Here is a 19220-nt window from a genome sequence, read left to right as displayed (position 1 = left end):
CCCACATGTCGCAATCCCTGTTCAGCCTGGCCTTCGGCGTCGGCACCCAGAACCGCCAGGAAGCCTGGCTGGAAGTGTTCTACGCGCTGCCGCTGCTCAAGCCTTCGAGCGAAATCGTCGCCGCCGTCGCACCGATCCTTGGCTACGCAGCCGGCAACCAGGCGCTGACCTTCACTTCGCAGCAGGCCTACCAGTTGGCCGACGCCCTGAAGGGTATCGACGCCGCTCAGTCGGCCCTGCTCTCGCGCCTGGCGGAAAGCCAGAAGCCGCTGGTCGCCACCCTGTTGGCGGAAGACGCCGCGCCGTCCTCCACCCCGGAGGCCTACCTCAAGCTGCACCTGCTCTCCCACCGCCTGGTCAAGCCGCACGCTGTGAACCTGAGCGGCATCTTCCCGCTCCTGCCGAACGTGGCCTGGACCAACATCGGCGCGGTGGACCTGGCCGAACTGGCCGAACTGCAACTGGAAGCGCGACTGAAGGGCAAGCTGCTGGAAGTCTTCTCCGTCGACAAGTTCCCGAAGATGACCGACTACGTGGTCCCGGCCGGCGTACGCATCGCCGACACCGCCCGCGTGCGCCTGGGCGCCTACATCGGTGAAGGCACCACGGTGATGCACGAAGGTTTCGTCAACTTCAACGCCGGCACCGAAGGCCCGGGCATGATCGAAGGCCGCGTATCCGCCGGCGTGTTCGTCGGCAAGGGGTCGGACCTGGGCGGCGGCTGCTCGACCATGGGCACCCTTTCCGGTGGCGGCAACATCGTCATCAGCGTCGGCGAAGGCTGCCTGATCGGCGCCAACGCCGGCATCGGCATCCCGCTGGGCGATCGCAACATCGTCGAGGCCGGCCTGTACATCACCGCCGGCACCAAGGTCGCCCTGCTCGACGAGCAGAACGCCCTGGTGAAAGTGGTCAAGGCCCGCGACCTGGCCGGTCAGCCCGACCTGCTGTTCCGCCGCAACTCGCAGAACGGTGCGGTGGAGTGCAAGACCAACAAGACCGCCATCGAGCTGAACGAAGCGCTGCACGCGCACAACTGAGCCCAGCTCGCCTCCCCGCTCGCCCGACGGTGCTCGCCAGCGCCGCCGGGTGCGCTACCCTTTCCCCTGTAACCGTCCTCGCACAGTGTCCGCCATGTCCCTGCCGTCTCCCTGGCGCGCCGACTTTCCGGCCTTTTCCGCCTTCGCCGCGGAAGGCCTGACCTACCTCGACAGCGCCGCCACCGCCCAGAAGCCACAGGCCGTACTCGACGCCCTGAACGGCTACTACCTCGGCGGCGCCGCCAACGTCCACCGCGCCCAACATGTCCCCGGCGAGCGTGCCACCCGGGCCTTCGAGGCCGCGCGCAGCCGCGTCGCCCACTGGCTGCACGCCGGCAACCCGGCCGAGGTACTGTTCACCCGCGGCACCACAGAGGCGATCAACCTGGTGGCCTATGGCCTGGAGCGGCATTTCCGGCCTGGCGACGAACTGCTGGTCAGTGCCCTGGAACACCATGCCAACCTGCTTCCCTGGCAGCAGTTGGCCCTGCGCCGCGGCCTGGTCCTGCGCGTGTTGCCGCTGGACGAGCGCGGGGTGATCGACCTGGAGCAGGCCCGCCATATCATCGGCGAGCGTACCCGCCTGCTGGCGATCAGCCAGTTGTCCAACGTTCTCGGCACCTGGCAACCGGTGGTGGAGTTGATCCAGCTGGCCCGCGAGCGCGGTGCCTGGACCCTGGTCGACGGCGCCCAGGGCAGCGTCCACGGACGCCACGACCTGCCGGGCCTGGGCTGCGACTTCTACGCATTCTCCGGCCACAAGCTCTACGGCCCCGACGGCATCGGCGTGCTCTGGGGTCGCCCACAGGCCCTGGAGCAACTGGCGCACTGGCAGTTCGGCGGCGAGATGGTACGCCACACCGGCTTCCACGAAGCCAGCTTCCATGCCGCTCCGCTCGGCTTCGAGGCGGGCACCCCGGCGGTTTCCGCGGCGATCGGCCTAGGCGCGACCATCGACTGGCTGGCCACCCTGGACGAAGCCGAAGTCGCCGCCCACGAAGGCGCCCTCCACGCCCGCCTGCTCGCCGGCCTGCTGGCGCGCGACGGCGTCAGCCTGCTCGGCGAACCGCAGGCGGCGCTGGCCAGCTTCTGCGTCGACGGCGTGCACGTCGCCGATCTCGCCCACCTGCTCGGCGAACAGGGCATCGCGGTGCGCGCCGGCCACCATTGCGCGATGCCGCTGCTGCAACGCCTCGAGGTACCCGGCGCCCTGCGTGTCTCGCTGGGCTTGTACAACGATGCCGACGACCTGGAGCGCTTCTTCCTGGCTCTCGACCGCTCACTGGAGTTGCTGCGATGAACCCGGTTCTCCCCGAACAGGCCCAGGAGGCACTGGACGCCTTCGGTCACACCGCCAGTTGGGAACAGCGTGCGCGTCTGCTGCTGCAATGGGGCGAGCGCCTGGCGCCGCTCGCGGAACACGAACGCCAGGAAGAGCATCGCGTGCACGGTTGCGAAAGCCTGGTCTGGCTGCTCGGCGAGCAGCGCGACGGCCACTGGCGCTTCCGTGCCGACAGCGACGCGCGCCTGATCCGCGGCCTGCTGGCGGTGCTGCTGGCACGGGTCGACGGCATCGAGACCCGCGAACTGGCGCGCCTAGACCTCAACGACTGGTTCACCTGCCTGGGTCTTTCCCGCCAACTGTCGCCCTCGCGCAGCAACGGCCTGAACGCCGTGCTACAACGCATGCGCGAACTGGCCGGCCAGACCGCCGGCTGAGCCCGCTCAGCGCGCCAGCAGCTCCGGCAGGTGCCGGGCCAGGGCGCGGTAGCGGTCCTCTTCGATCCGATAGGCCCAGTCAGGATGGGCGGCGACCTCGCCCTCGGCGAAGCCCTCGACGCTCTTCGGCAACAACCAGTATTGCTCGCCCTGGCGCCGAATCTCGCCATCCAGGCGCGCGCCGGAAAACGTCCGCAGGCTGAACGCCAGGAGCAATGGCGCCTGCCTGAATCCCACCTGCGCCAGCGGCGCTACATCGGCGAAACGCAGGTCGGCGAACAGCGTCGCCGCGCCGTTGGCCGCTGCCTCATAGGCCAGCTTGCGCCCTGTGGGCAATTGCCGAACCTGCAGGTTCGGCTGCCCGGCGTCGTCGCGATAGAGATCCAGGCGTTCGCCCTTCGGATAGCGCAGTTGCAGTTCGCGCACCCGGGCGAAGGGCAGCGTGGCGATCCGCCGGTCGAGCCACTCCAGCTCGTTGTTCGGCAACGGCAGGCGCTTGTCGATCAGCCAGGCCTGCGGGTCGCCCAGTCGTCGTACGAAGCTACCGCCATGCTGCGCATCCTTGCCCACCAGCAGCACCAGAGGCTCGTCGGACTGCCAATGCAGGCTCAGGCGTAGCGCCTGCCCCTCGCCACGCTCCGCCAGGCCAAGCAGCGCGTGGTTCTTCGGGTTGGCGCTCTTCGCCTCGACCTTGCGCGCCTCTGCCAGTGCCTCGAGCAGCGCCGACAAGCGTAGCCGGTCGGCCGGATAGTCGGCCTTGGCCGGCAGGACCCACGCGCCCGCACGCCGCTCGACCCGGATATCCGGCGAACCGTCGGCAAACTGCATGTGCAGGCCACTCAGCGTCGCGCTGTCCAGTTCCGGCAGCCAGCGCTCTGCCGCCGGCAAGGCAGGTACCTCGGCTGCGCGCTCGCGCTGCAGCCAGGCGAAGGTTCCGGCCAGCGCCGCCACCAGCGCCAGCAGGACGATCAGCGTATTGCGCCGCATGCGTCAATGCCCTCCCCGGGCCATGCGCCAGCGCCGCCAGAGCCAGCCGAGCAGCACGCCGACCGTGAGCAACGAGGGAACCAGGGCGATATTGACCAGCTTCAGGGTGCGGCCCAGTGCGTCGATATCGGCGTTCAACTGGTACTGCACCTCGCGCAGCTCCTTGCGGATGCGCAGCTTCTCCTGCATGTACTGGCGCACCGTGGCCTGCTGTTCGGGCGTCAGTTCGACGGCCTTCTCCGGGGCGGCGCCCTGCTGGAGGGCGGCGAGTTGCTGCTCGGTATCGGCGAGGCGCTGCTTGAGCTGGTCCTCCTTTTGCCGGAAGCTCGTCTCGGCCTCGCGCTGCAGGCGCTCGACCACCACGAACGGCCGGCTGAACCGGCCGCGGGAGCGCACGCTGATCAGCGCGTCGGTGCCCGACAGGTTGTCCAGCGCGTTGACCACCAGCGCGCCGTTGTCGGCCCAGGGCTGCGGCACGCGCTGGCCGAAGAAGTCCTGCACCTGGACCCACATGCGATCGCTGAGCAGGTCGGTATCGGCCACGACGATGACATTGATGTTGCGCGCCTCCTTCAGGCCTTCCCGATGCCCCTCGATGCCCTCCGCGAAGGCACTCTTCGCCGGCCCCTGGATACGGGCGGCGAGAGTATGCCGTCGGCCGCTCGGGCGCAGCTCGCGCATCAGATCGCCGGGGTCGCGCAGCAGGCCGAAGCGCGAGGCGTCGAATGGCATCGCCTGGGTCGAGCTTTGCAGCAAAGGCGTGAAGCTGGTGCTCGCTCCGGGGAGCCTTTCGAGGATACCGGGCGTCGCCAGGGTCAGGCTTTCCAGGCCAGCAGTGGCGATGTCGTCCTGGTCCAGCGCCTCGCGCGGCAAGCTGAGCCAGGCCGGATGCCGGGCCGGACGCTGGTCCCGGCCAAGACTGATGGACATCGCATAGGCGCCGTCGCCGAGCACCTTGCCCGGCAGCAGCCGCAGCCCCCAGGCCTCGAACAGCGGCGCGAGGTCGGACGACTTGTCGCCATCCAGCGTAGCGGCGAAATCGCTGCCGCTGTCGGCCTCGCTGAAGGGGTCGACGAACGCCAGCAGCTTGCCCCCGCGCAGGACGAACTGGTCGATGGCGTATAGCGTCTGCTCGGGTAACTGCTTGGGATGCACCAGCAGCAGCACCGAGACCTCCGGCGGGATTTCCGTGGCATCGCTCTTGAGGCTGCGCAGGTCGAATTGCTGGCGGATTTCCTCCATGACCATCCACGGCGAGGTCGGCTGCCGGCTGGCCATGTCGAAGCCGCCATTGAGCGGCAGCGACGACATCAGGCCGACCACCGGCCGCTGCGGCTGGGCCAGGGTCTGCACCAGACGGCTGATGTCGTATTCGAGGAACTCCTCCTGATCGAGCGGGAAGAAGGGTATGACCTGGACTCCGTCCAGGGCGTTGCTGCCGGCCAGGCCGAAGTACAGGTTGTCGCCGCCCTGCTGCAGGGGAACTCCTTGCAGGCCGAACTCGGTGGCCTTGTCCTCGTTCTCGGAGAACGGCTCGGGATCGATCACCTGCAGGCGAATCCTGCCGTTCGCCTCGCGCTCGTAGGCGCGCAGCAGTTCCTCGACGCGCCTGGCGTAGTTGCGCAGCGGCACCAGTTCCCGGGCACCGCTATCCGAATAGAAGAAGTACAGGTTGATCGGCTCGTCGAGGCCGGCCAGGATCCGCTTGGTGCCGGGGCTGATGGTGTAGAGCTTCTGCTCGGTCAGGTCGAGCCGCGCGCCGCTGAACAGCAGGCCGGAGACCATGTTGAAGGCCAGGAACGCCAGCGCGATCAGCAACAGCCCGGCGCCAGAGGACAACACGCGTTTCATCGACTCCCCCTCATTCGGCTTTCTTCAGCTCGACCGCCACCGCCGTGGCGGCCAGCCAGGCGACGATCAGGCTGACGAAATACAGCAGGTCGCGCAGGTCGATGACGCCCTTGCTGACGGCATCGAAGCGGGTCAGCAGGCTCAGCGAGGCCACCGCATCGAGCAACCACTGCGGCGCCCACTGGCTGAACGCATCGAGCACCAGCGGAAAGCCGCTGAGCATGAACAGGAAGCAGGCGGCCACGGCGAGGATGAAAGCGATCACCTGGTTCTTCGCCAGGGCCGACATGCACGAACCGATGGCCAGGTAGCCGCCGGCCAGCAGCCAACTGCCCAGGTAGCCGGCGAGAATCGCACCGTTGTCCGGCTCGCCCAGGTAGTTCACCGTGAGCACCATGGGGAAGGTCAGCAGCAGTGCGATTCCGGCGAACGCCCAGGCGGCCAGGAACTTGCCGGCCACGGCTTCGAAGCGGGTCAGCGGCAGGGTCATCAGCAGCTCGATCGAGCCGGACTTGCGCTCCTCCGCCCACAGGCGCATGGCCAGCGCGGGAACCAGGAACAGGTAGAGCCAGGGATGGAAGGCGAAGAAGGAGGCCAGGTCGGCCTGGTTGCGTTCGTAGAAGTTGCCCAGGTAGAAGGTGAACACGCCCGCCAGGACCAGGAAGATCACGATGAACACATAGGCCAGCGGCGTGGCGAAATAACTCGCCAGCTCGCGCTTGAAGATCACCGGCAGTTGCTTCATGCCTCCGTCCCCCGGGTCAGGTTGCGGAATACCTCGTCGAGCCGGCCGCGCTCCACGTCCAGTTCGCGGATCCGCCAGCCGCGCTCGGCGACCAGCCCGCTGACCTGGGGGAAGATCACCGCGCCCGGCTGCGCCAGGACGGTCAGGCTGCCTTCGGCGGGGTTCTCCTCGATGCCCGCCACGCCCGGCAGCACCGCCAGCGCCACGGCATCCAGGGGCTCGTCGCTGTAGAGCGTCACCGCCTGGTGGTAGCGCGAGCGGCTGGCCAGCTCCAGCGGCGTGCTGTCCGCCAGCAGCCGCCCGCCGCCGATCACCAGGGCGCGGCTGCACAGCGCCGAGACTTCCTCGAGGATATGGGTGGAGATGATCACGATGCGCTCCTGCGCGAGGCCGCGGATCAGTTCGCGGACCTGGTGCTTCTGGTTCGGATCGAGCCCGTCGGTGGGCTCGTCGAGCACCAGCGCCCGCGGTTCGTGGAGGATCGCCTGGGCCAGGCCGACACGCCGGCGGAAGCCCTTGGAGAGGGTTTCGATGGTCTGCCGGCGCACCTCGTCCAGTTCCAGCAGCCCCAGTGCCCGGGCGACCCGCTCGCGCTTGCCGGCACCACGGTAGCCACGGATCTCGGCGATGAAATCGAGGAAGCCCTGCACGGTCATTTCCGCGTAGCAGGGCGAACCTTCCGGGAGGTAGCCGATCAGCCGCTGCGCCTGCAGCGTGCGGTTGCGGATGTCGAAGCCGAAGATGCTCGCGGTGCCGGCGCTGGGCGCCAGGAAGCCGGTGAGCATCTTCATGGTGGTGGACTTGCCGGCGCCGTTCGGACCGAGGAAGCCCAGTACCTCCCCCGTCGCCACCTGGAAGGACAGGTCGTCCACCGCCACCCGCGAGCCGAAGCGTTTGCCGAGGTTTCTTGTTTCGATCATGGTCCCCTACCTGTTCCGGCGGCCGCCGCCATGTCCGGCCAGGGCCGCGAAAAACGCGCAGGGACTATAGCCGAAGCGCCCCGCCGCCTGGCAATACGGGGCATCGGGAGAACCTTGGCAAAACGTGACAGAACCCGAACGCCTGCCGAAGGTTCTACATTCGCAACCTGTTCGCCGCCGTTCGCCGTAGGACGCGTTGCGTTCTTTTGCGGCCCTCCGGGGATTGCGGCAAACTAGCCGCGCCCGTCACGCCGGGTCCCGATCAACTGCCAGTAGACACCGTATGCCCCGCTACCCTTTCCGCCGCTTTGGTTTTGGCGCCCTGCGCCGCCTGCTGTACCTCTGGGTACGCTCGGAAACCATCAACCAATCGGCCTTCACCCTGAAGATCGACCGCAGCAAGCCGGTGCTCTACGTGCTGCAACAGCCTTCGGTCAGCGATCTCGCGGTAGTGGATACCGAATGCCGCAAGGCCGGGCTGCCGCGTCCGGTGATGCCGGTAGCGGTAGGCGACGCCATCGAGCCGGCGGCGTTCTTCTACCTGACGCCCGAACCCGACTGGCTCGGCCGCCAGGATAAGCGCGGCGCCTCGCCGACCCTGGTGCGCATGCTCGCCGCGGTCGGCCAGAACGGTCTCGACGACGCGCAGATCATTCCGGTCAGCGTGTTCTGGGGACAATCGCCGGACAGCGAATCGAGCCCCTGGAAGCTGCTGTTCGCCGACAACTGGGCGGTCACCGGGCGCCTGCGCAAGCTGGCGCGCATCCTGATCCTCGGACGCAAGACCCGTGTGCAGTTCTCAGCGCCGATCCACCTGCGCGAGCTGGTGGAACAGGGCAAGGGCCACGAGCGCACGCTGCGCATGGTCAACCGTATCCTCCGGGTGCACTTCCGCAACCTGAAGACCGCGGTGATCGGTCCCGACCTGTCGCACCGCCGCAACCTGGTCAAGGGCCTGCTGCGCGCGCCGCTGGTACGCCAGGCGATCAGCGAGGAATGCGAGAGCGAACGGATATCCCAGGAGAAGGCCGAAGGCATCGCGCTGCGCTACGCCAATGAAATCGCCTCGGACTTCTCCTATCCGGTGATCCGCTTCCTCGAAGTCATCCTCAGCTGGTTCTGGAACAAGCTGTACGAAGGTGTCAAGGTCAACCACATCGAGCGGGTGCAGGACGTGGCCCAGGGCAACGAGATCGTCTACGTGCCCTGCCACCGCAGCCACATCGACTACCTGCTGCTCTCCTACCTGCTGTTCCGCAACGGCCTGACCCCGCCGCACATCGCCGCCGGGATCAACCTGAACATGCCGGTGATCGGCTCGATCCTGCGCCGCGGCGGGGCCTTCTTCATGCGCCGCAGCTTCAAGGGCAACCAGCTCTACACCGCGGTGTTCAACGAGTACCTGCACACCCTGTTCTCCCGCGGCTTCTCCACCGAGTACTTCGTCGAGGGCGGCCGTTCGCGCACCGGGCGCATGCTCCACCCACGCACCGGCATGCTCGCCATCACCCTGCGCAGCTTCCTCCGTGACTCGCGCCGGCCGATCGTCTTCGTGCCGGTCTACATCGGCTACGAGCGCGTGCTGGAAGGCCGCACCTACCTCGGCGAACTGCGCGGCGCGACCAAGAAGAAGGAGTCGATCTTCGACCTGTTCAAGGTGGTCGGCGCCCTGAAGCAGCGTTTTGGCCAGGTCTGGGTGAACTTCGGCGAGCCGATCCATCTCGACCAGTTCCTCGACCGCCACCAGCCCGACTGGCAGGACCAGGACCTCGGCCCGGAATACCGCCCCGACTGGCTGCCGCAGACCACCAACCTGCTGGCCAAGGACGTCGCCCGCCACCTCAACGACGCGGCGGCGATCAACCCGGTCAACCTGGTCGCCCTGGCGCTGCTCTCCACCAGCCGACAGGCCCTCGACGAAAGCGCCCTGGCGCGAATCCTCGACCTCTACCTGGCGTTGCTGCGCAAGGTGCCCTACTCGCCCAGCGCGACCCTGCCGGACGGCGACGGCCAGGCCCTGATCGAATACGTGAAGAGCATGAACCTGCTGGCCGAGCAGAAGGACGCGCTGGGCCGCATCCTCTATCTCGACGAACAGAACGCGGTGCTGGCGACCTACTACCGCAACAACGTCCTCCACGTCTTCGCCCTGCCGGCGCTGATCGCCAGCTTCTTCCAGAGCAACTCGCGGATCAGCCGCGAACAGTTGCTGCGCTTCGCCCGCGCGCTCTATCCCTACCTGCAGGCGGAACTGTTCATCCGCTGGAGCCTGGACGAACTCGACGCGGTGATCGACCAGTGGCTGGCGGCCCTGGTGGAACAGGACCTGCTGCGCCAGGAGAACGACACCTTCATCCGCCCGGCGCCAAGCTCGCGGCAATACGTGCTGCTGATCCTCCTCGCTCGTTCGGTAACCCAGACCCTGCAGCGCTTCTACATGGCCATCGCCCTGCTGCTCAACGCCGGGCAGAACGCCCTGACCGCCGAGGAACTGGAGAACCTCTGCACCGTGATGGCCCAACGCCTGTCGATCCTGCATGGCCTGAACGCCCCGGAGTTCTTCGACAAGAGCCTGTTCCGCCACTTCATCCAGACCCTTCTCGACCTGCGCGTGCTGCGCAAGGACGAGGCCGGCAAGCTGAGCTACCACGAACTGCTCGGCGAACTGGCCGAAGGCGCCGCCAAGCGCGTGCTGCCGGCGGAGATCCGTCTGTCGATCCGCCAGGTGGCGCTGGAGCGCCCCGCCGAGGAAGCCGCCGCCGAAAGCAACGACGCGGCCGCCAACTGAAGCCCGGCGCCCGCCCCGCGAGGGACGGGCGTCGCTCCGCTGAAATATCCTGCGACCTTTCCCTGTTCCGGCCCGGCAACCTATGCTGGTTTCCCGGGTCAGAGGCCCGCTCGTTTTTTTGTTCCGTCTGAAAGGAGGCTCCCATGAAAAAACTGCCATTGCTGCTCGCCGCCAGCATTCTCGCCGGCTGCGGTACCCAGCAATCGACTTCGAACGCCAGCTTCGATGGTGAGGTCTTCTACCGCGAGCGTATCGCCCTGCCGCCCTCGGCGCGCCTGAGCGTGAGCCTGGAAGACGTGTCCCTGGCCGACGCCCCCTCGGTGCAGTTGGCCAGCCAGACCCGCGAGATCACCAGCCAGGTGCCGCTGGCGTTCCACCTGGAGTACGACCCGAAGCAGGTCAAGCCGGGCCACAGCTATGCGGTGAGCGCGCGCATCGAGCTGAACGGCCAGTTGCTGTTCATCAACACCACCCGCCACTCGGTGAAACTCGACGGCAGCGACCCGCAGCCCTATCGCGTGCAGGTCGAATCGGCGCGCTGAAGCACACCGCGGCATGCCGCCGGTGCGAACCGGCGGTTCCCTCCAGTACACTCCACCTCCTATTCGCTACCGGTTGCCGATCCACCTCACGACGAGCGGCCGGATACCCCGTACGTTCCACATCAAGGACGCTGTCATGTTCCGACTCACTGCCCTCTGCGCCGGCCTGCTGCTCTCGGCCAACGCCCTCGCCCTGTCCCTCGCCGACCTGTCGCAGAACGACGCCTCCAGCGGCCTGAAGGACGCCCTGACCCAGGGCGCGCAGATCGCCGTCCGCCAGCTTGGCCAGCCGGGCGGCTTCAACAACAACCCGGACGTGCGCATCGAACTGCCCGGCAAGCTGGGCAAGGCGGCGAAGCTGATGAAGCAGTTCGGCATGGGCGCCCAGGTCGACCAGCTCGAGGCGAGCATGAACCGCGCCGCCGAGGCTGCCGTGCCGCAGGCCCAGGGCCTGCTGGTGGAGGCGGTGAAGAAGATGACCGTGGCCGACGCCAAGGGCATCCTCAAGGGCGGTGACGACGCCGCCACCGAATACCTGGACAAGTCCAGCCGCGAACAGCTGCGCGCGAAGTTCCTGCCGATCGTCAAGCAGGCCACCGACGAGGTCGGCCTGGTCAAGCAGTACAACGCCTTCGCCAGCCAGGCGGCGACCCTTGGGGTGGTCGATGCGAAGAGCGCCAACGTCGAGGGCTATGTCACCGAGCAGGCCCTCGACGGGCTCTTCGAGATGATCGCCAGGCAGGAGAAGAGCATCCGCCAGAACCCGGCGGCTGCCGCCACCGGCCTGGCCAAGAAGGTCTTCGGCGCGGCCAGGTGAGTCGACGGACGGGGCGCGATCGCCCCGTCCCCTTCTCCCGTCAGGCCCGCGCCTCGTCCTTCTTCACGCGGAACCAGGCGGCATAGAGCGCCGGCAGGAACAGCAGGGTGAGCACGGTGGCGACGATCAGCCCGCCCATGATCGCCACCGCCATCGGCCCGAAGAACACGCTGCGCGACAGCGGGATCATCGCCAGCACCGCCGCCAGCGCGGTCAGCACGATGGGCCTGAAACGCCGCACGGTAGCCTCGATGATGGCGTGCCAGCGATCCAGTCCATGGCTGATGTCCTGTTCGATCTGGTCCACCAGGATCACCGAGTTGCGCATGATCATGCCGGCCAGGGCGATGGTCCCGAGCATCGCCACGAAGCCGAACGGCTGGCGGAACAGCAGCAGGAACAGGGTCACGCCGATCAGGCCCAGCGGTGCGGTGAGGAATACCATCGCCATCCGCGAGAAGCTGCGCAACTGCACCATCAGCAGGCTCAACACCACCACGATGAACAGCGGCACGCCGGCGTTCACCGAACTCTGGCCCTTCGCCGCGTCCTCCACCGTGCCGCCCACCTCCAGCAGGTAGCCGTCCGGCAGCTCGGCGCGGATCGGTTCCAGGGTCGGGGCGATCTGCGCGACCAGGGTCGCCGGCAGCGAATCGTCGTAGATATCGGCGCGCACGGTGACCGTCGGCAGGCGGTTGCGGTGCCAGATGATGCCCTCTTCGAAGCCGTATTCGAGCGTAGCGATCTGCGACAGCGCCACGCTCCGGCCATTCTCGGTCGGCACCGCCAGGCTCGGCAGCAACGACAGGTCACGACGCTCCTGCTCGGTGCCGCGCAGGAGGATCTCGATCAGCTCGTTGTCTTCGCGGAAGAAGCTCACGTGCGAACCGGTCAGCGCGCTCTGCAGGAACTGCGACAGGCTGGCGGTGCTCACCCCCAGGGCACGGGCGCGCTCCTGGTCGATGCTCAGGTACACCACCTTGCTCGGCTCTTCCCAATCCAGGTGCACATTCACCACGTGCGGGTTCTCGCGCATCTTGTCGGCGACCTTGCGCGCCAGTTCGCGAACCTGCGGGATGTCCTCGCCGGAAACCCGGAACTGCACCGGATAGCCCACCGGCGGCCCGTTCTCCAGGCGACTGATGCGGCTGCGCAGGTGCGGGAAGTCCTCGTTCATCCGCTCGATCAGCCACTTGCGCAGCGCCTCGCGGCTCTCCAGGTCCTTGGCCAGCACCACCACCTGGGCGAAGCTGGCCGCCGGCAATTGCTGGTCCAGCGGCAGGTAGAAGCGGGGCGAGCCGGTGCCGACGTAGGCCACGTAGTTGTCGATGCCGTCATGGCCCTGCAGCATTTTTTCCAGGCGCTGGACTTCCTCGCCGGTAGAGCGCAGTGAGGCGCCCTCCGCCAGCTTGATGTCCAGCAGCAGCTCCAGGCGCGCCGAGGGCGGGAAGAACTGCTGCGGCACCAGGCGGAACAGCAGCAGCGCGCCGACGAAGGCGGCGAGGGTCAGGACGATCACCGTCTTGCGGTAGCGCACGCACCACTCCACCAGACGCCGGAAGCGCTGGTAGAAGGCCGTAGCATAGGGATCGTAGCCATCGGCGCTGCCGCCGTGCTTCTGCGCGTGCAACCTGGCCAGGTCCGGCAGCAGCTTGGCCCCCAGGTAGGGAACGAAGACCACCGCGGCGAACCAGGAGACCACCAGGGCGATGGTCACCACCTGGAACAGCGAGCGGGTGTATTCGCCGGTGCCGGACTGCGCGGTGGCGATCGGCAGGAAGCCGGCGGCGGTGATCAGGGTGCCGGTGAGCATCGGGAAGGCGGTACTGGTCCAGGCGAAGGCGGCCGCCTTGAGACGGTCGTAGCCCTGCTCCATCTTCACCGCCATCATCTCCACCGCGATGATCGCGTCGTCCACCAGCAATCCCAGCGCCAGCACCAGGGCGCCGAGGGAGATCTTGTGCAGGCCGATGCCGAAGTAATGCATGGCGGCGAAGGTCATCGCCAGCACCAGCGGGATCGACAGCGCCACCACCAGGCCGGTGCGCAGGCCGAGGGAGAAGAAGCTCACCAGCAGGACGATCACCAGCGCCTCGGCCAGCACCCGGATGAACTCGCCGACCCCGGTACGTACCGCCGCCGGCTGGTCGGACACCTTGCGCAGTTCCAGTCCGGCCGGCAGCGACTGCTGCAGGCGGGCGAACTCGGTTTCCAGGGCCTTGCCCAGCACCAGGATGTCGCCGCCCGGCTTCATCGCTACCGCCAGGCCGATGGCGTCCTCGCCCATGAAGCGCATGCGCGGCGCCGGCGGATCGTTGAAGCCGCGGCGAACCTCGGCCACGTCGCCGATGCGGAAGGTGCGGTCGCCGACGCGGATGGGGAAGTCGCGGATCTCCTCCACCGAATCGAAACGCCCGGAAACGCGCAACTGCACGCGGTCGCTGGCGGTCTCGAAGAACCCGGAGGAGGCCACCGCGTTCTGTTCCTCCAGCGCCTTCTGTACCGCCGCCAGGGGCAGGCCGAGGGTGGCCAGCTTGGTGTTGGACAGGTCGATCCAGATCTTCTCGTCCTGCAGGCCGATCAGCTCGACCTTGCCGACGTTCCTGATCCGCTGCAATTGCAGTTGCAGGCGGTCGGCATAGTCCTTCATCACCGCGTAGTCGAAGCCCTTGCCGGTGAGCGCATAGATGTTGCCGTAGGTGGTGCCGAACTCGTCGTTGAAGAACGGGCCCTGGATGCTTTGCGGCAAGGTGGCGCGAATGTCGCTGATCTTCTTGCGGATCTGGTACCAGAGTTCGGGGATCTCGCTGGAATGGATGTCCTCGCGGGCCATGAAGGTCACCTGCGAGACGCCGGGGCGGGAGAAGGACACGATGCGATCGTAGTCGCCGGTTTCCATCAGCTTCTTCTCGATACGCTCGGTGACCTGCCGGGCCACCTCTTCGGCGCTGGCGCCCGGCCAGTTGGTCTGCACCACCATGGCCTTGAAGGTGAACGGCGGGTCTTCGCTCTGCCCCAGCTTGCTGTAGGACAGCGCGCCGACCGCGCCAAGCAGGATCATCAGGTACAGGACGATCTGGCGATTCTGCAACGCCCAGGCGGAAAGGTTGAAGGACATGCGACTACTCCTTGGCCGCCAGTTTCACCGTGCGGTTGGCCCGGTCGATCGGACGCACCTGCTGCCCTTCGCGAAGCACCTGGACCCCGGTGGCCACCACCCAGTCGCCAGCCTTCAGGCCTTCGAGCACCGGCACCCGGTCCTCGGCATAGGGACCGGTGCGCACCGCCTGCCGGCGCAGGGTCGAGCTGCCCGGCTCGACCACCCAGACGAACGCCTGGCCGGCCTCTGCGGTCAGCGCCGACAAGGGAACCGATAACGGCACCGCCTCGGCGGCGGCGACGTAGACCCGCGCGCTCTGGCCCAGTTCGGCCGGAGTCGCGCGGTCGTCGAAGGCCACCCGGGCGGCGAAGGTACGCGATTGCGGATCGGCCGCGGGCGAGAGCTCGCGGATATGCCCGGCGAAGCGTCTGTCGCGTTGCGACCAGAGTTCGACCGACACCGGCTGGCCGATGCGGAAACGTTCGAAGCTGTGTTCCGGCAGGCCGATCAGCACCTCGCGTTCGCCGTCGGCGGCCAGGCTGAAGACCGTCTGTCCGGCCGCCACCACCTGGCCCACCTCGACGCGCCGGCTGGCGATCACGCCATCCTGGGGCGAGCGCAGCACGGCGTAGCCGGCCTGGTTGTCGGCGACGTTGAATTCGGCGCGGATCTGCTTCAGCCGCGCCTCGCCGGCGCGGTAGCTGTTCTGGATGTTCTCGAACTGGGAATGGCTGACCAGGTTGCGGTCGAGCAAGGTGCGGTAGCGCCGGTACTCGGCGCGCACGGTCTGCAAGTTGGCCTCGGCGGCACTGACCTGGGCCCGCGCCGCCTCCAGTTGCAGGCGCACGTCCTGGGGATCGAGTTCGGCCAGGGGCTGGTCCTTCTTTACCCGCTCGCCGACTTCCACCAGCCGGCGGATGACCTTGCCGCCGATGCGGAAGGCCAGCTCCGGCTCGTGGCGGGCGCGGATCTCGCCGGGAAAGGCCTGGCTCACCTCCCCCGCCGGCTGGGGCTGGACGACGATCGCCGGACGCGCCGCGGCTGGCGGCGGCGTGCCGTTGCCGCAGGCGGCGAGGAACAGGGAGGAAAACAGGGACAGGGCGACGAGCGGGATATGGCGGTACATGTGACACCTTCCGCAAACTGCGTTCGAGTTCTTATACTGGGCGGTATAGTAAAAATACAGAACCCATCAGTCCAGTATTTCAATTGTATAAGCGCATGTCAGAATCCACCTCCTCCGTCGGTCCCGGCCGGCCCAAGGACCCGGCCAAACGGGAAGCCATTCTCGAGGCGGCCAAGCGCCTGTTCCTCTGCAACGGCTACGACGGCAGCAGCATGGAAGCCATCGCCTCGGAAGCCGGCGTTTCCAAGCTCACCGTCTACAGCCACTTCACCGACAAGGAAACCCTGTTCAGCGAAGCGGTGAAGGCCAAGTGCGCCGAGCAGCTTCCCGCCCTGTACTTCCAGCTGGCCGAAGGCGCGCCACTGGAAAAGGTCCTGCTGAATATCGCCCGCGGCTTCCACCGGCTGATCAACAGCCACGAGGCGATCGCCCTGACCCGCCTGATGGCCGCGCAGGCCGGGCAGAACCCCAAGCTTTCCGAGCTGTTCTTCGAGGCCGGGCCGAAGCAGGTGATCGACGAGATGGAACGCCTCCTCGAGCAGGCCCGCCGCAGCGGCAAGCTGGCGTTCCCGGACGCGCGCCACGCCGCCGAACACTTCTTCATGCTGGTCAAGGGCTGCGCCAATTACCGTCTGTTGATCGGCTGCGCCGAACCGCTGGACGAGGCCGAAGGCGAGCGGCACGTGGAAGAAGTGGTGGCGCTGTTCCTGCGCGCCTTCGCCGCGGGCGGCTGAGGCAGCTCAGGCGCGACGGCGGAAACGCACCCGCGCTCGCTGCGGACGCAGGGAAAACCAGCCGCGCGGCGCCAGGTCGCCGTCGTGCATGATGTCCCAGTGCTCGACCCAGTAGGCCAGCGCCGCCGCCAGATCGATCATCGCCATCGCGGTGCCGGGGCAGGCGCGGTCGCCGAGGCCGAAGGGGAAGTAGGCGCCGCGCGGCCAGCGCGCCGGTTCGAGGAAGCGCTCGGGACGGAACTCCAGCGGCGCCTCGAACCAACGGGGATCGCGCTGGGTGATCCAGCTCGAGACCATGGTCACGTCGCCGCGCTTCAGCCGCTGGCCGAACACCTCGATGTCCGCCGTCACCTGCCGCGGCGCCAGGCCGTAGGCCGGCGGGTACAGGCGCAGGCACTCCTGCAGGACCGCCCTGAGCAGCGCGCAATCGCGCAGGTCGGCGACCGAGCGGATCGCCGTCCAATTCACTCGCGCCAGCTCGGCGCGTAGCCGCGCGAGCAACTCGGGACGCTGGGCCAGCAGCAACAGGCTCCAGGTCAGGGTCACGCCGGTGGACTGGTGGGACGCCATGAGCAGGGTGCAGAGTTCATCGCGCAGGTCCGCCAGCGGCCGCGGCGAGCGCTCCGCCACCTCGCCCACCGCCTCGCGCAACTGGCCCAGCGCCCAGCGCTTGCGCGGGCACAGTTTGCTCGGGAACCAGTGGCCCAGCGGCAGGCCGGTGCTCATTTCCAGCAATGCCACCCGCGACAGCAGGCGCACCGCCTTGGCGATCCGATAGGCCGACGGTTGCAGGTCGACGTCGAACAGCGCGTGACCGCTGAGGGTGACGCTGAACGCAGCCATTTCCAGGTCGAGGTCGTATTCGCGCCCCTCCTCCACCCGCTCGCCCCACTCCGCGGCCAGGCGGCGAACCTCGCTGGCCGGCGGCGGCGCCAGGTGCGGCCGTACTTCTTTGCGCCGGGCCTGGGCGGGGGCGCCCTCGCGCATCATGAAGCTGCGCCCGTTCCACTGTTTCAGCATGCACAGCGCCGGCTGCCAGCGTTGCAGGTCATCGCGGCGATCGACCATCAATTCCTGCACCGCCTGCGGATGGAACAGGCACCAGAGGCGCTGCGGGCCCATGCGGGCAACCGCGAGGTCCGGCTGCGCGACGTGCATCTTCTGCAACCAGGCCAGCGGATCGCGCTGCATCTCCAGCCAGTGGCGGACACCGGCACGCCCGTCGTTGGCCCAGGGCAGGTGCGCCAGGCGCCGGCGAATCGGACAATCGATGGTCTGCTGCATGCTCGCCGCCTCCCTGCGGTGTCGACACTCAGCCCTTGCCCAGGGCCTTCTTCGGATAGATGTCGTAGCGGCTGGACTTGCCTTCCAGGCTATAGCCGGGCTTGGGCCCTTCGATGATCGGCGCCTTGCGCGGGCGCTTCACCACCACCCGGTGGCTGGCCAGGGCCAGGGCCGCCTGCAACAGCGCCGGGGCGTCGAGATCGTCGCCCACCAGCGGCCGGAACAGACGCATTTCCTTCTTCACCAATGCGCTCTTGTCGCGATGGGGAAACATCGGGTCGAGGTAGATCACCTGCGGCGCCTCGCCATCCCAGGCGCGCATCAGGTCCGCCGAGTTGCCGCCGAGCAGACGCATCCGCGCGGCGATCGGCGCCACGTCGGGATCGCGCCGGGCGCGCTCCAGGCCATCCTCGAGCAGGGCGGCGATCAGCGGCTGGCGCTCGACCAGGGTAACCTCGCAGCCCAGGCTGGCGAGGACGAACCCATCCCGGCCCAAGCCGGCCGTGGCGTCCAGGATCCGCGGACGGATGCCTGGCTGGACGCCGACCGCCTTGGCGATCATCTGTCCGCTGCCGCCGCCGAACTTGCGCCGGTGGGCGCTGGCGCCCTCGACGAAATCGACCCGCACCGGACCGGGGGAGTCCGCCCCCAGTTGCAAGACCTGCAAGCCCTGCTCGCCGACCTGCACGGCGAACTCCGCCTCGTCGTCCGCCGCCAGCGGCAGGCCGAGCCGCTCCGCCCAGCGCCGCGCAGCCTCGGCGCAACCGGCGGACAGGGCTTGGACATGCAGGCGAGGAGCGGCGGAATCGGTCATGGTCGGGCAATCGTCGGGGAAAGCGCGGATTTTGCCAGAGTTGACCCGCACGCGCTCACCGGCAGACCTTCCATAGGCCCATGTCGAGGTGGAAGTGATCCCGGTGGGCGGCGTTGTAGTCGGGCCCCAGCACCGCATTGAAACTGGCGCAGGCGCCGTCCCGCACGCGGCGCAGGAAGCGCCCGTCGGCGCTCTCGCCGGCCCAGTCCGTGGCCAGGCGGATCCGCCTCCCGTCGACCAGGCGAAAGCCGCTGATGTCCAGGGCATTGGCCGAGGCATGCTGGCTGCGCCGACCGTCCTCGCGGTTGTAGACGTTGCGGCAGGCGAAGCTGCCGACATGCTCGACCCGCGCCAGCGGCTGGCCATAGATGTCCAGGGCTGCCGGTTGCAGCACGTGCCGCTCGAACAACGCATAGCTCACCGCCAGCGGGCAACTGGCGAGAAAGCTGCTGCTCAACTCCAGCGCCGCCCCACGCACGCGCAGGCTGTTGCTCAACGGGCAGGTAGCCGATGGCGGGTCGTCGGCTACCCGCTGGTAGCGCAGTTGCGAGGTGGCCAGGGCGGCGTCGCAGAGGCTCCGGTCGTCGGCCAGCCGCCATAGCTTGTAGCGGGTCAGCAGGTTCGGCGGTTCGCGCACGTCCAGCGGCAGCCAGGGATTCCAGCGCGCCGGCAGATCGAGCCACTGGTAGCGCAGGGCGCCGATGGCCCCCGCCAGCAGCAGTAATGGCAGCAACCAGGCCAGGCGGCGCACGG

The 19220-nt window shown here is 68.0% G+C and carries 16 protein-coding genes; 7 read left to right on the top strand and 9 right to left on the bottom strand.

Annotated features, from left to right (window positions below):
- The first annotated feature begins 5 nt into the window (after positions 1–5).
- From dapD to AT700_RS06420, 3 genes are all read left to right on the top strand, one after another.
- Entirely contained in the window at positions 6–1040 is a 1035-nt protein-coding gene (gene dapD, locus AT700_RS06430; RefSeq protein ID WP_003092431.1) for a 2,3,4,5-tetrahydropyridine-2,6-dicarboxylate N-succinyltransferase, read from the top strand.
- A 94-nt stretch (positions 1041–1134) separates the two neighbouring features.
- A complete protein-coding gene (locus AT700_RS06425) occupies positions 1135–2340 on the top strand; it encodes a cysteine desulfurase (protein ID WP_003098634.1) in 1206 nt (401 codons plus the stop codon).
- Positions 2337–2759: a SufE family protein gene (locus AT700_RS06420; protein WP_003092439.1), complete on the top strand. Its 423-nt coding sequence runs from the start codon at positions 2337–2339 to the stop codon at positions 2757–2759. Before AT700_RS06425 ends, AT700_RS06420 begins: the two co-directional genes overlap by 4 nt.
- A gap of 6 nt (positions 2760–2765) precedes the next feature.
- Here the strand turns inward: AT700_RS06420 and AT700_RS06415 are convergent, their stop codons facing one another.
- Genes AT700_RS06415 through AT700_RS06400 form a run of 4 tightly spaced genes read right to left on the bottom strand, consistent with a single transcriptional unit; the run spans position 2766 to position 7262 of the window.
- Positions 2766–3746 carry a DUF4340 domain-containing protein gene (locus AT700_RS06415; protein WP_016263168.1) on the bottom strand — a complete coding sequence of 327 codons (981 nt, stop codon included), beginning with the start codon at positions 3744–3746 and terminating at the stop codon, positions 2766–2768.
- Between the two features lie 3 nt (positions 3747–3749).
- The gene (locus AT700_RS06410) at positions 3750–5597 is read right to left on the bottom strand and encodes a GldG family protein (RefSeq protein ID WP_048520839.1); all 1848 of its coding nucleotides are present in this window, start codon (positions 5595–5597) and stop codon (positions 3750–3752) included.
- A 10-nt stretch (positions 5598–5607) separates the two neighbouring features.
- Positions 5608–6342, bottom strand: a complete 735-nt coding sequence (locus AT700_RS06405) for an ABC transporter permease (protein WP_003117479.1) — start codon at positions 6340–6342, stop codon at positions 5608–5610.
- Positions 6339–7262, bottom strand: coding sequence for an ABC transporter ATP-binding protein (locus AT700_RS06400; protein ID WP_003119338.1), 924 nt, complete (start codon positions 7260–7262; stop codon positions 6339–6341). Before AT700_RS06400 ends, AT700_RS06405 begins: the two co-directional genes overlap by 4 nt.
- 283 nt (positions 7263–7545) lie before the next feature.
- Between AT700_RS06400 and plsB the strand changes: the two genes are divergently transcribed.
- From plsB to AT700_RS06385, 3 genes are all read left to right on the top strand, one after another.
- Positions 7546–10050 carry a glycerol-3-phosphate 1-O-acyltransferase PlsB gene (gene plsB, locus AT700_RS06395; protein WP_003113856.1) on the top strand — a complete coding sequence of 835 codons (2505 nt, stop codon included), beginning with the start codon at positions 7546–7548 and terminating at the stop codon, positions 10048–10050.
- 143 nt (positions 10051–10193) lie between these two features.
- Positions 10194–10592 carry a YbaY family lipoprotein gene (locus tag AT700_RS06390; RefSeq protein ID WP_003098642.1) on the top strand — a complete coding sequence of 133 codons (399 nt, stop codon included), beginning with the start codon at positions 10194–10196 and terminating at the stop codon, positions 10590–10592.
- 136 nt (positions 10593–10728) lie between these two features.
- Positions 10729–11409, top strand: coding sequence for a DUF4197 domain-containing protein (locus AT700_RS06385; RefSeq protein WP_003098644.1), 681 nt, complete (start codon positions 10729–10731; stop codon positions 11407–11409).
- A gap of 40 nt (positions 11410–11449) precedes the next feature.
- Here AT700_RS06385 and mexK read toward each other — a convergent pair whose 3' ends face one another.
- Together mexK and mexJ are read right to left on the bottom strand one after the other, a co-directional pair.
- Entirely contained in the window at positions 11450–14527 is a 3078-nt protein-coding gene (gene mexK / locus AT700_RS06380; protein WP_003117477.1) for a multidrug efflux RND transporter permease subunit MexK, read from the bottom strand.
- 4 nt (positions 14528–14531) lie between these two features.
- Positions 14532–15635 carry a multidrug efflux RND transporter periplasmic adaptor subunit MexJ gene (gene mexJ, locus AT700_RS06375; protein WP_003113855.1) on the bottom strand — a complete coding sequence of 368 codons (1104 nt, stop codon included), beginning with the start codon at positions 15633–15635 and terminating at the stop codon, positions 14532–14534.
- 95 nt (positions 15636–15730) lie between these two features.
- Here mexJ and mexL point away from each other — a divergent pair, with 95 nt between their 5' ends.
- Positions 15731–16369: an efflux system transcriptional repressor MexL gene (mexL, locus tag AT700_RS06370; RefSeq protein ID WP_003092468.1), complete on the top strand. Its 639-nt coding sequence runs from the start codon at positions 15731–15733 to the stop codon at positions 16367–16369.
- A 6-nt stretch (positions 16370–16375) separates the two neighbouring features.
- On the opposite strand, the gene AT700_RS06365 is transcribed toward mexL, so the two are convergent.
- The 3 genes from AT700_RS06365 to AT700_RS06355 are packed head-to-tail and all read right to left on the bottom strand — an operon-like array spanning position 16376 to position 19218.
- Entirely contained in the window at positions 16376–17653 is a 1278-nt protein-coding gene (locus tag AT700_RS06365; protein ID WP_003117476.1) for a cytochrome P450, read from the bottom strand.
- Positions 17654–17681: 28 nt separating this feature from the next.
- Complete coding sequence (locus tag AT700_RS06360) at positions 17682–18467, bottom strand: class I SAM-dependent methyltransferase (protein ID WP_048520838.1); 786 nt, start codon at positions 18465–18467, stop codon at positions 17682–17684.
- A 55-nt stretch (positions 18468–18522) separates the two neighbouring features.
- Positions 18523–19218 (bottom strand): extensin family protein, encoded by a 696-nt coding sequence (locus AT700_RS06355; protein WP_019371527.1) that lies wholly within the window; start codon positions 19216–19218, stop codon positions 18523–18525.
- Positions 19219–19220 lie beyond the last annotated feature (2 nt).

The organism is Pseudomonas aeruginosa (assembly GCF_001457615.1).
Taxonomy (GTDB): domain Bacteria; phylum Pseudomonadota; class Gammaproteobacteria; order Pseudomonadales; family Pseudomonadaceae; genus Pseudomonas; species Pseudomonas aeruginosa.
The sequence above is the reverse complement of the archived record's forward strand: the minus strand, read 5'-3'. Positions and strand labels throughout refer to the sequence as shown.

Excerpts from the sequence above, each read along its gene's own strand:
- AT700_RS06385 (WP_003098644.1), top strand. The coding sequence starts at position 10,729 with ATGTTCCGACTCACTGCCCTCTGCGCCGGCCTGCTGCTCTCGGCCAAC.
- plsB (WP_003113856.1), top strand. The coding sequence starts at position 7,546 with ATGCCCCGCTACCCTTTCCGCCGCTTTGGTTTTGGCGCCCTGCGCCGC.
- dapD (WP_003092431.1), top strand. The coding sequence starts at position 6 with ATGTCGCAATCCCTGTTCAGCCTGGCCTTCGGCGTCGGCACCCAGAAC.
- AT700_RS06405 (WP_003117479.1), bottom strand. The coding sequence starts at position 6,342 with ATGAAGCAACTGCCGGTGATCTTCAAGCGCGAGCTGGCGAGTTATTTC.
- AT700_RS06360 (WP_048520838.1), bottom strand. The coding sequence starts at position 18,467 with ATGACCGATTCCGCCGCTCCTCGCCTGCATGTCCAAGCCCTGTCCGCC.
- AT700_RS06400 (WP_003119338.1), bottom strand. The coding sequence starts at position 7,262 with ATGATCGAAACAAGAAACCTCGGCAAACGCTTCGGCTCGCGGGTGGCG.
- AT700_RS06420 (WP_003092439.1), top strand. The coding sequence starts at position 2,337 with ATGAACCCGGTTCTCCCCGAACAGGCCCAGGAGGCACTGGACGCCTTC.
- AT700_RS06425 (WP_003098634.1), top strand. The coding sequence starts at position 1,135 with ATGTCCCTGCCGTCTCCCTGGCGCGCCGACTTTCCGGCCTTTTCCGCC.
- mexK (WP_003117477.1), bottom strand. The coding sequence starts at position 14,527 with ATGTCCTTCAACCTTTCCGCCTGGGCGTTGCAGAATCGCCAGATCGTC.
- AT700_RS06410 (WP_048520839.1), bottom strand. The coding sequence starts at position 5,597 with ATGAAACGCGTGTTGTCCTCTGGCGCCGGGCTGTTGCTGATCGCGCTG.
- mexL (WP_003092468.1), top strand. The coding sequence starts at position 15,731 with ATGTCAGAATCCACCTCCTCCGTCGGTCCCGGCCGGCCCAAGGACCCG.
- AT700_RS06365 (WP_003117476.1), bottom strand. The coding sequence starts at position 17,653 with ATGCAGCAGACCATCGATTGTCCGATTCGCCGGCGCCTGGCGCACCTG.
- mexJ (WP_003113855.1), bottom strand. The coding sequence starts at position 15,635 with ATGTACCGCCATATCCCGCTCGTCGCCCTGTCCCTGTTTTCCTCCCTG.
- AT700_RS06415 (WP_016263168.1), bottom strand. The coding sequence starts at position 3,746 with ATGCGGCGCAATACGCTGATCGTCCTGCTGGCGCTGGTGGCGGCGCTG.
- AT700_RS06390 (WP_003098642.1), top strand. The coding sequence starts at position 10,194 with ATGAAAAAACTGCCATTGCTGCTCGCCGCCAGCATTCTCGCCGGCTGC.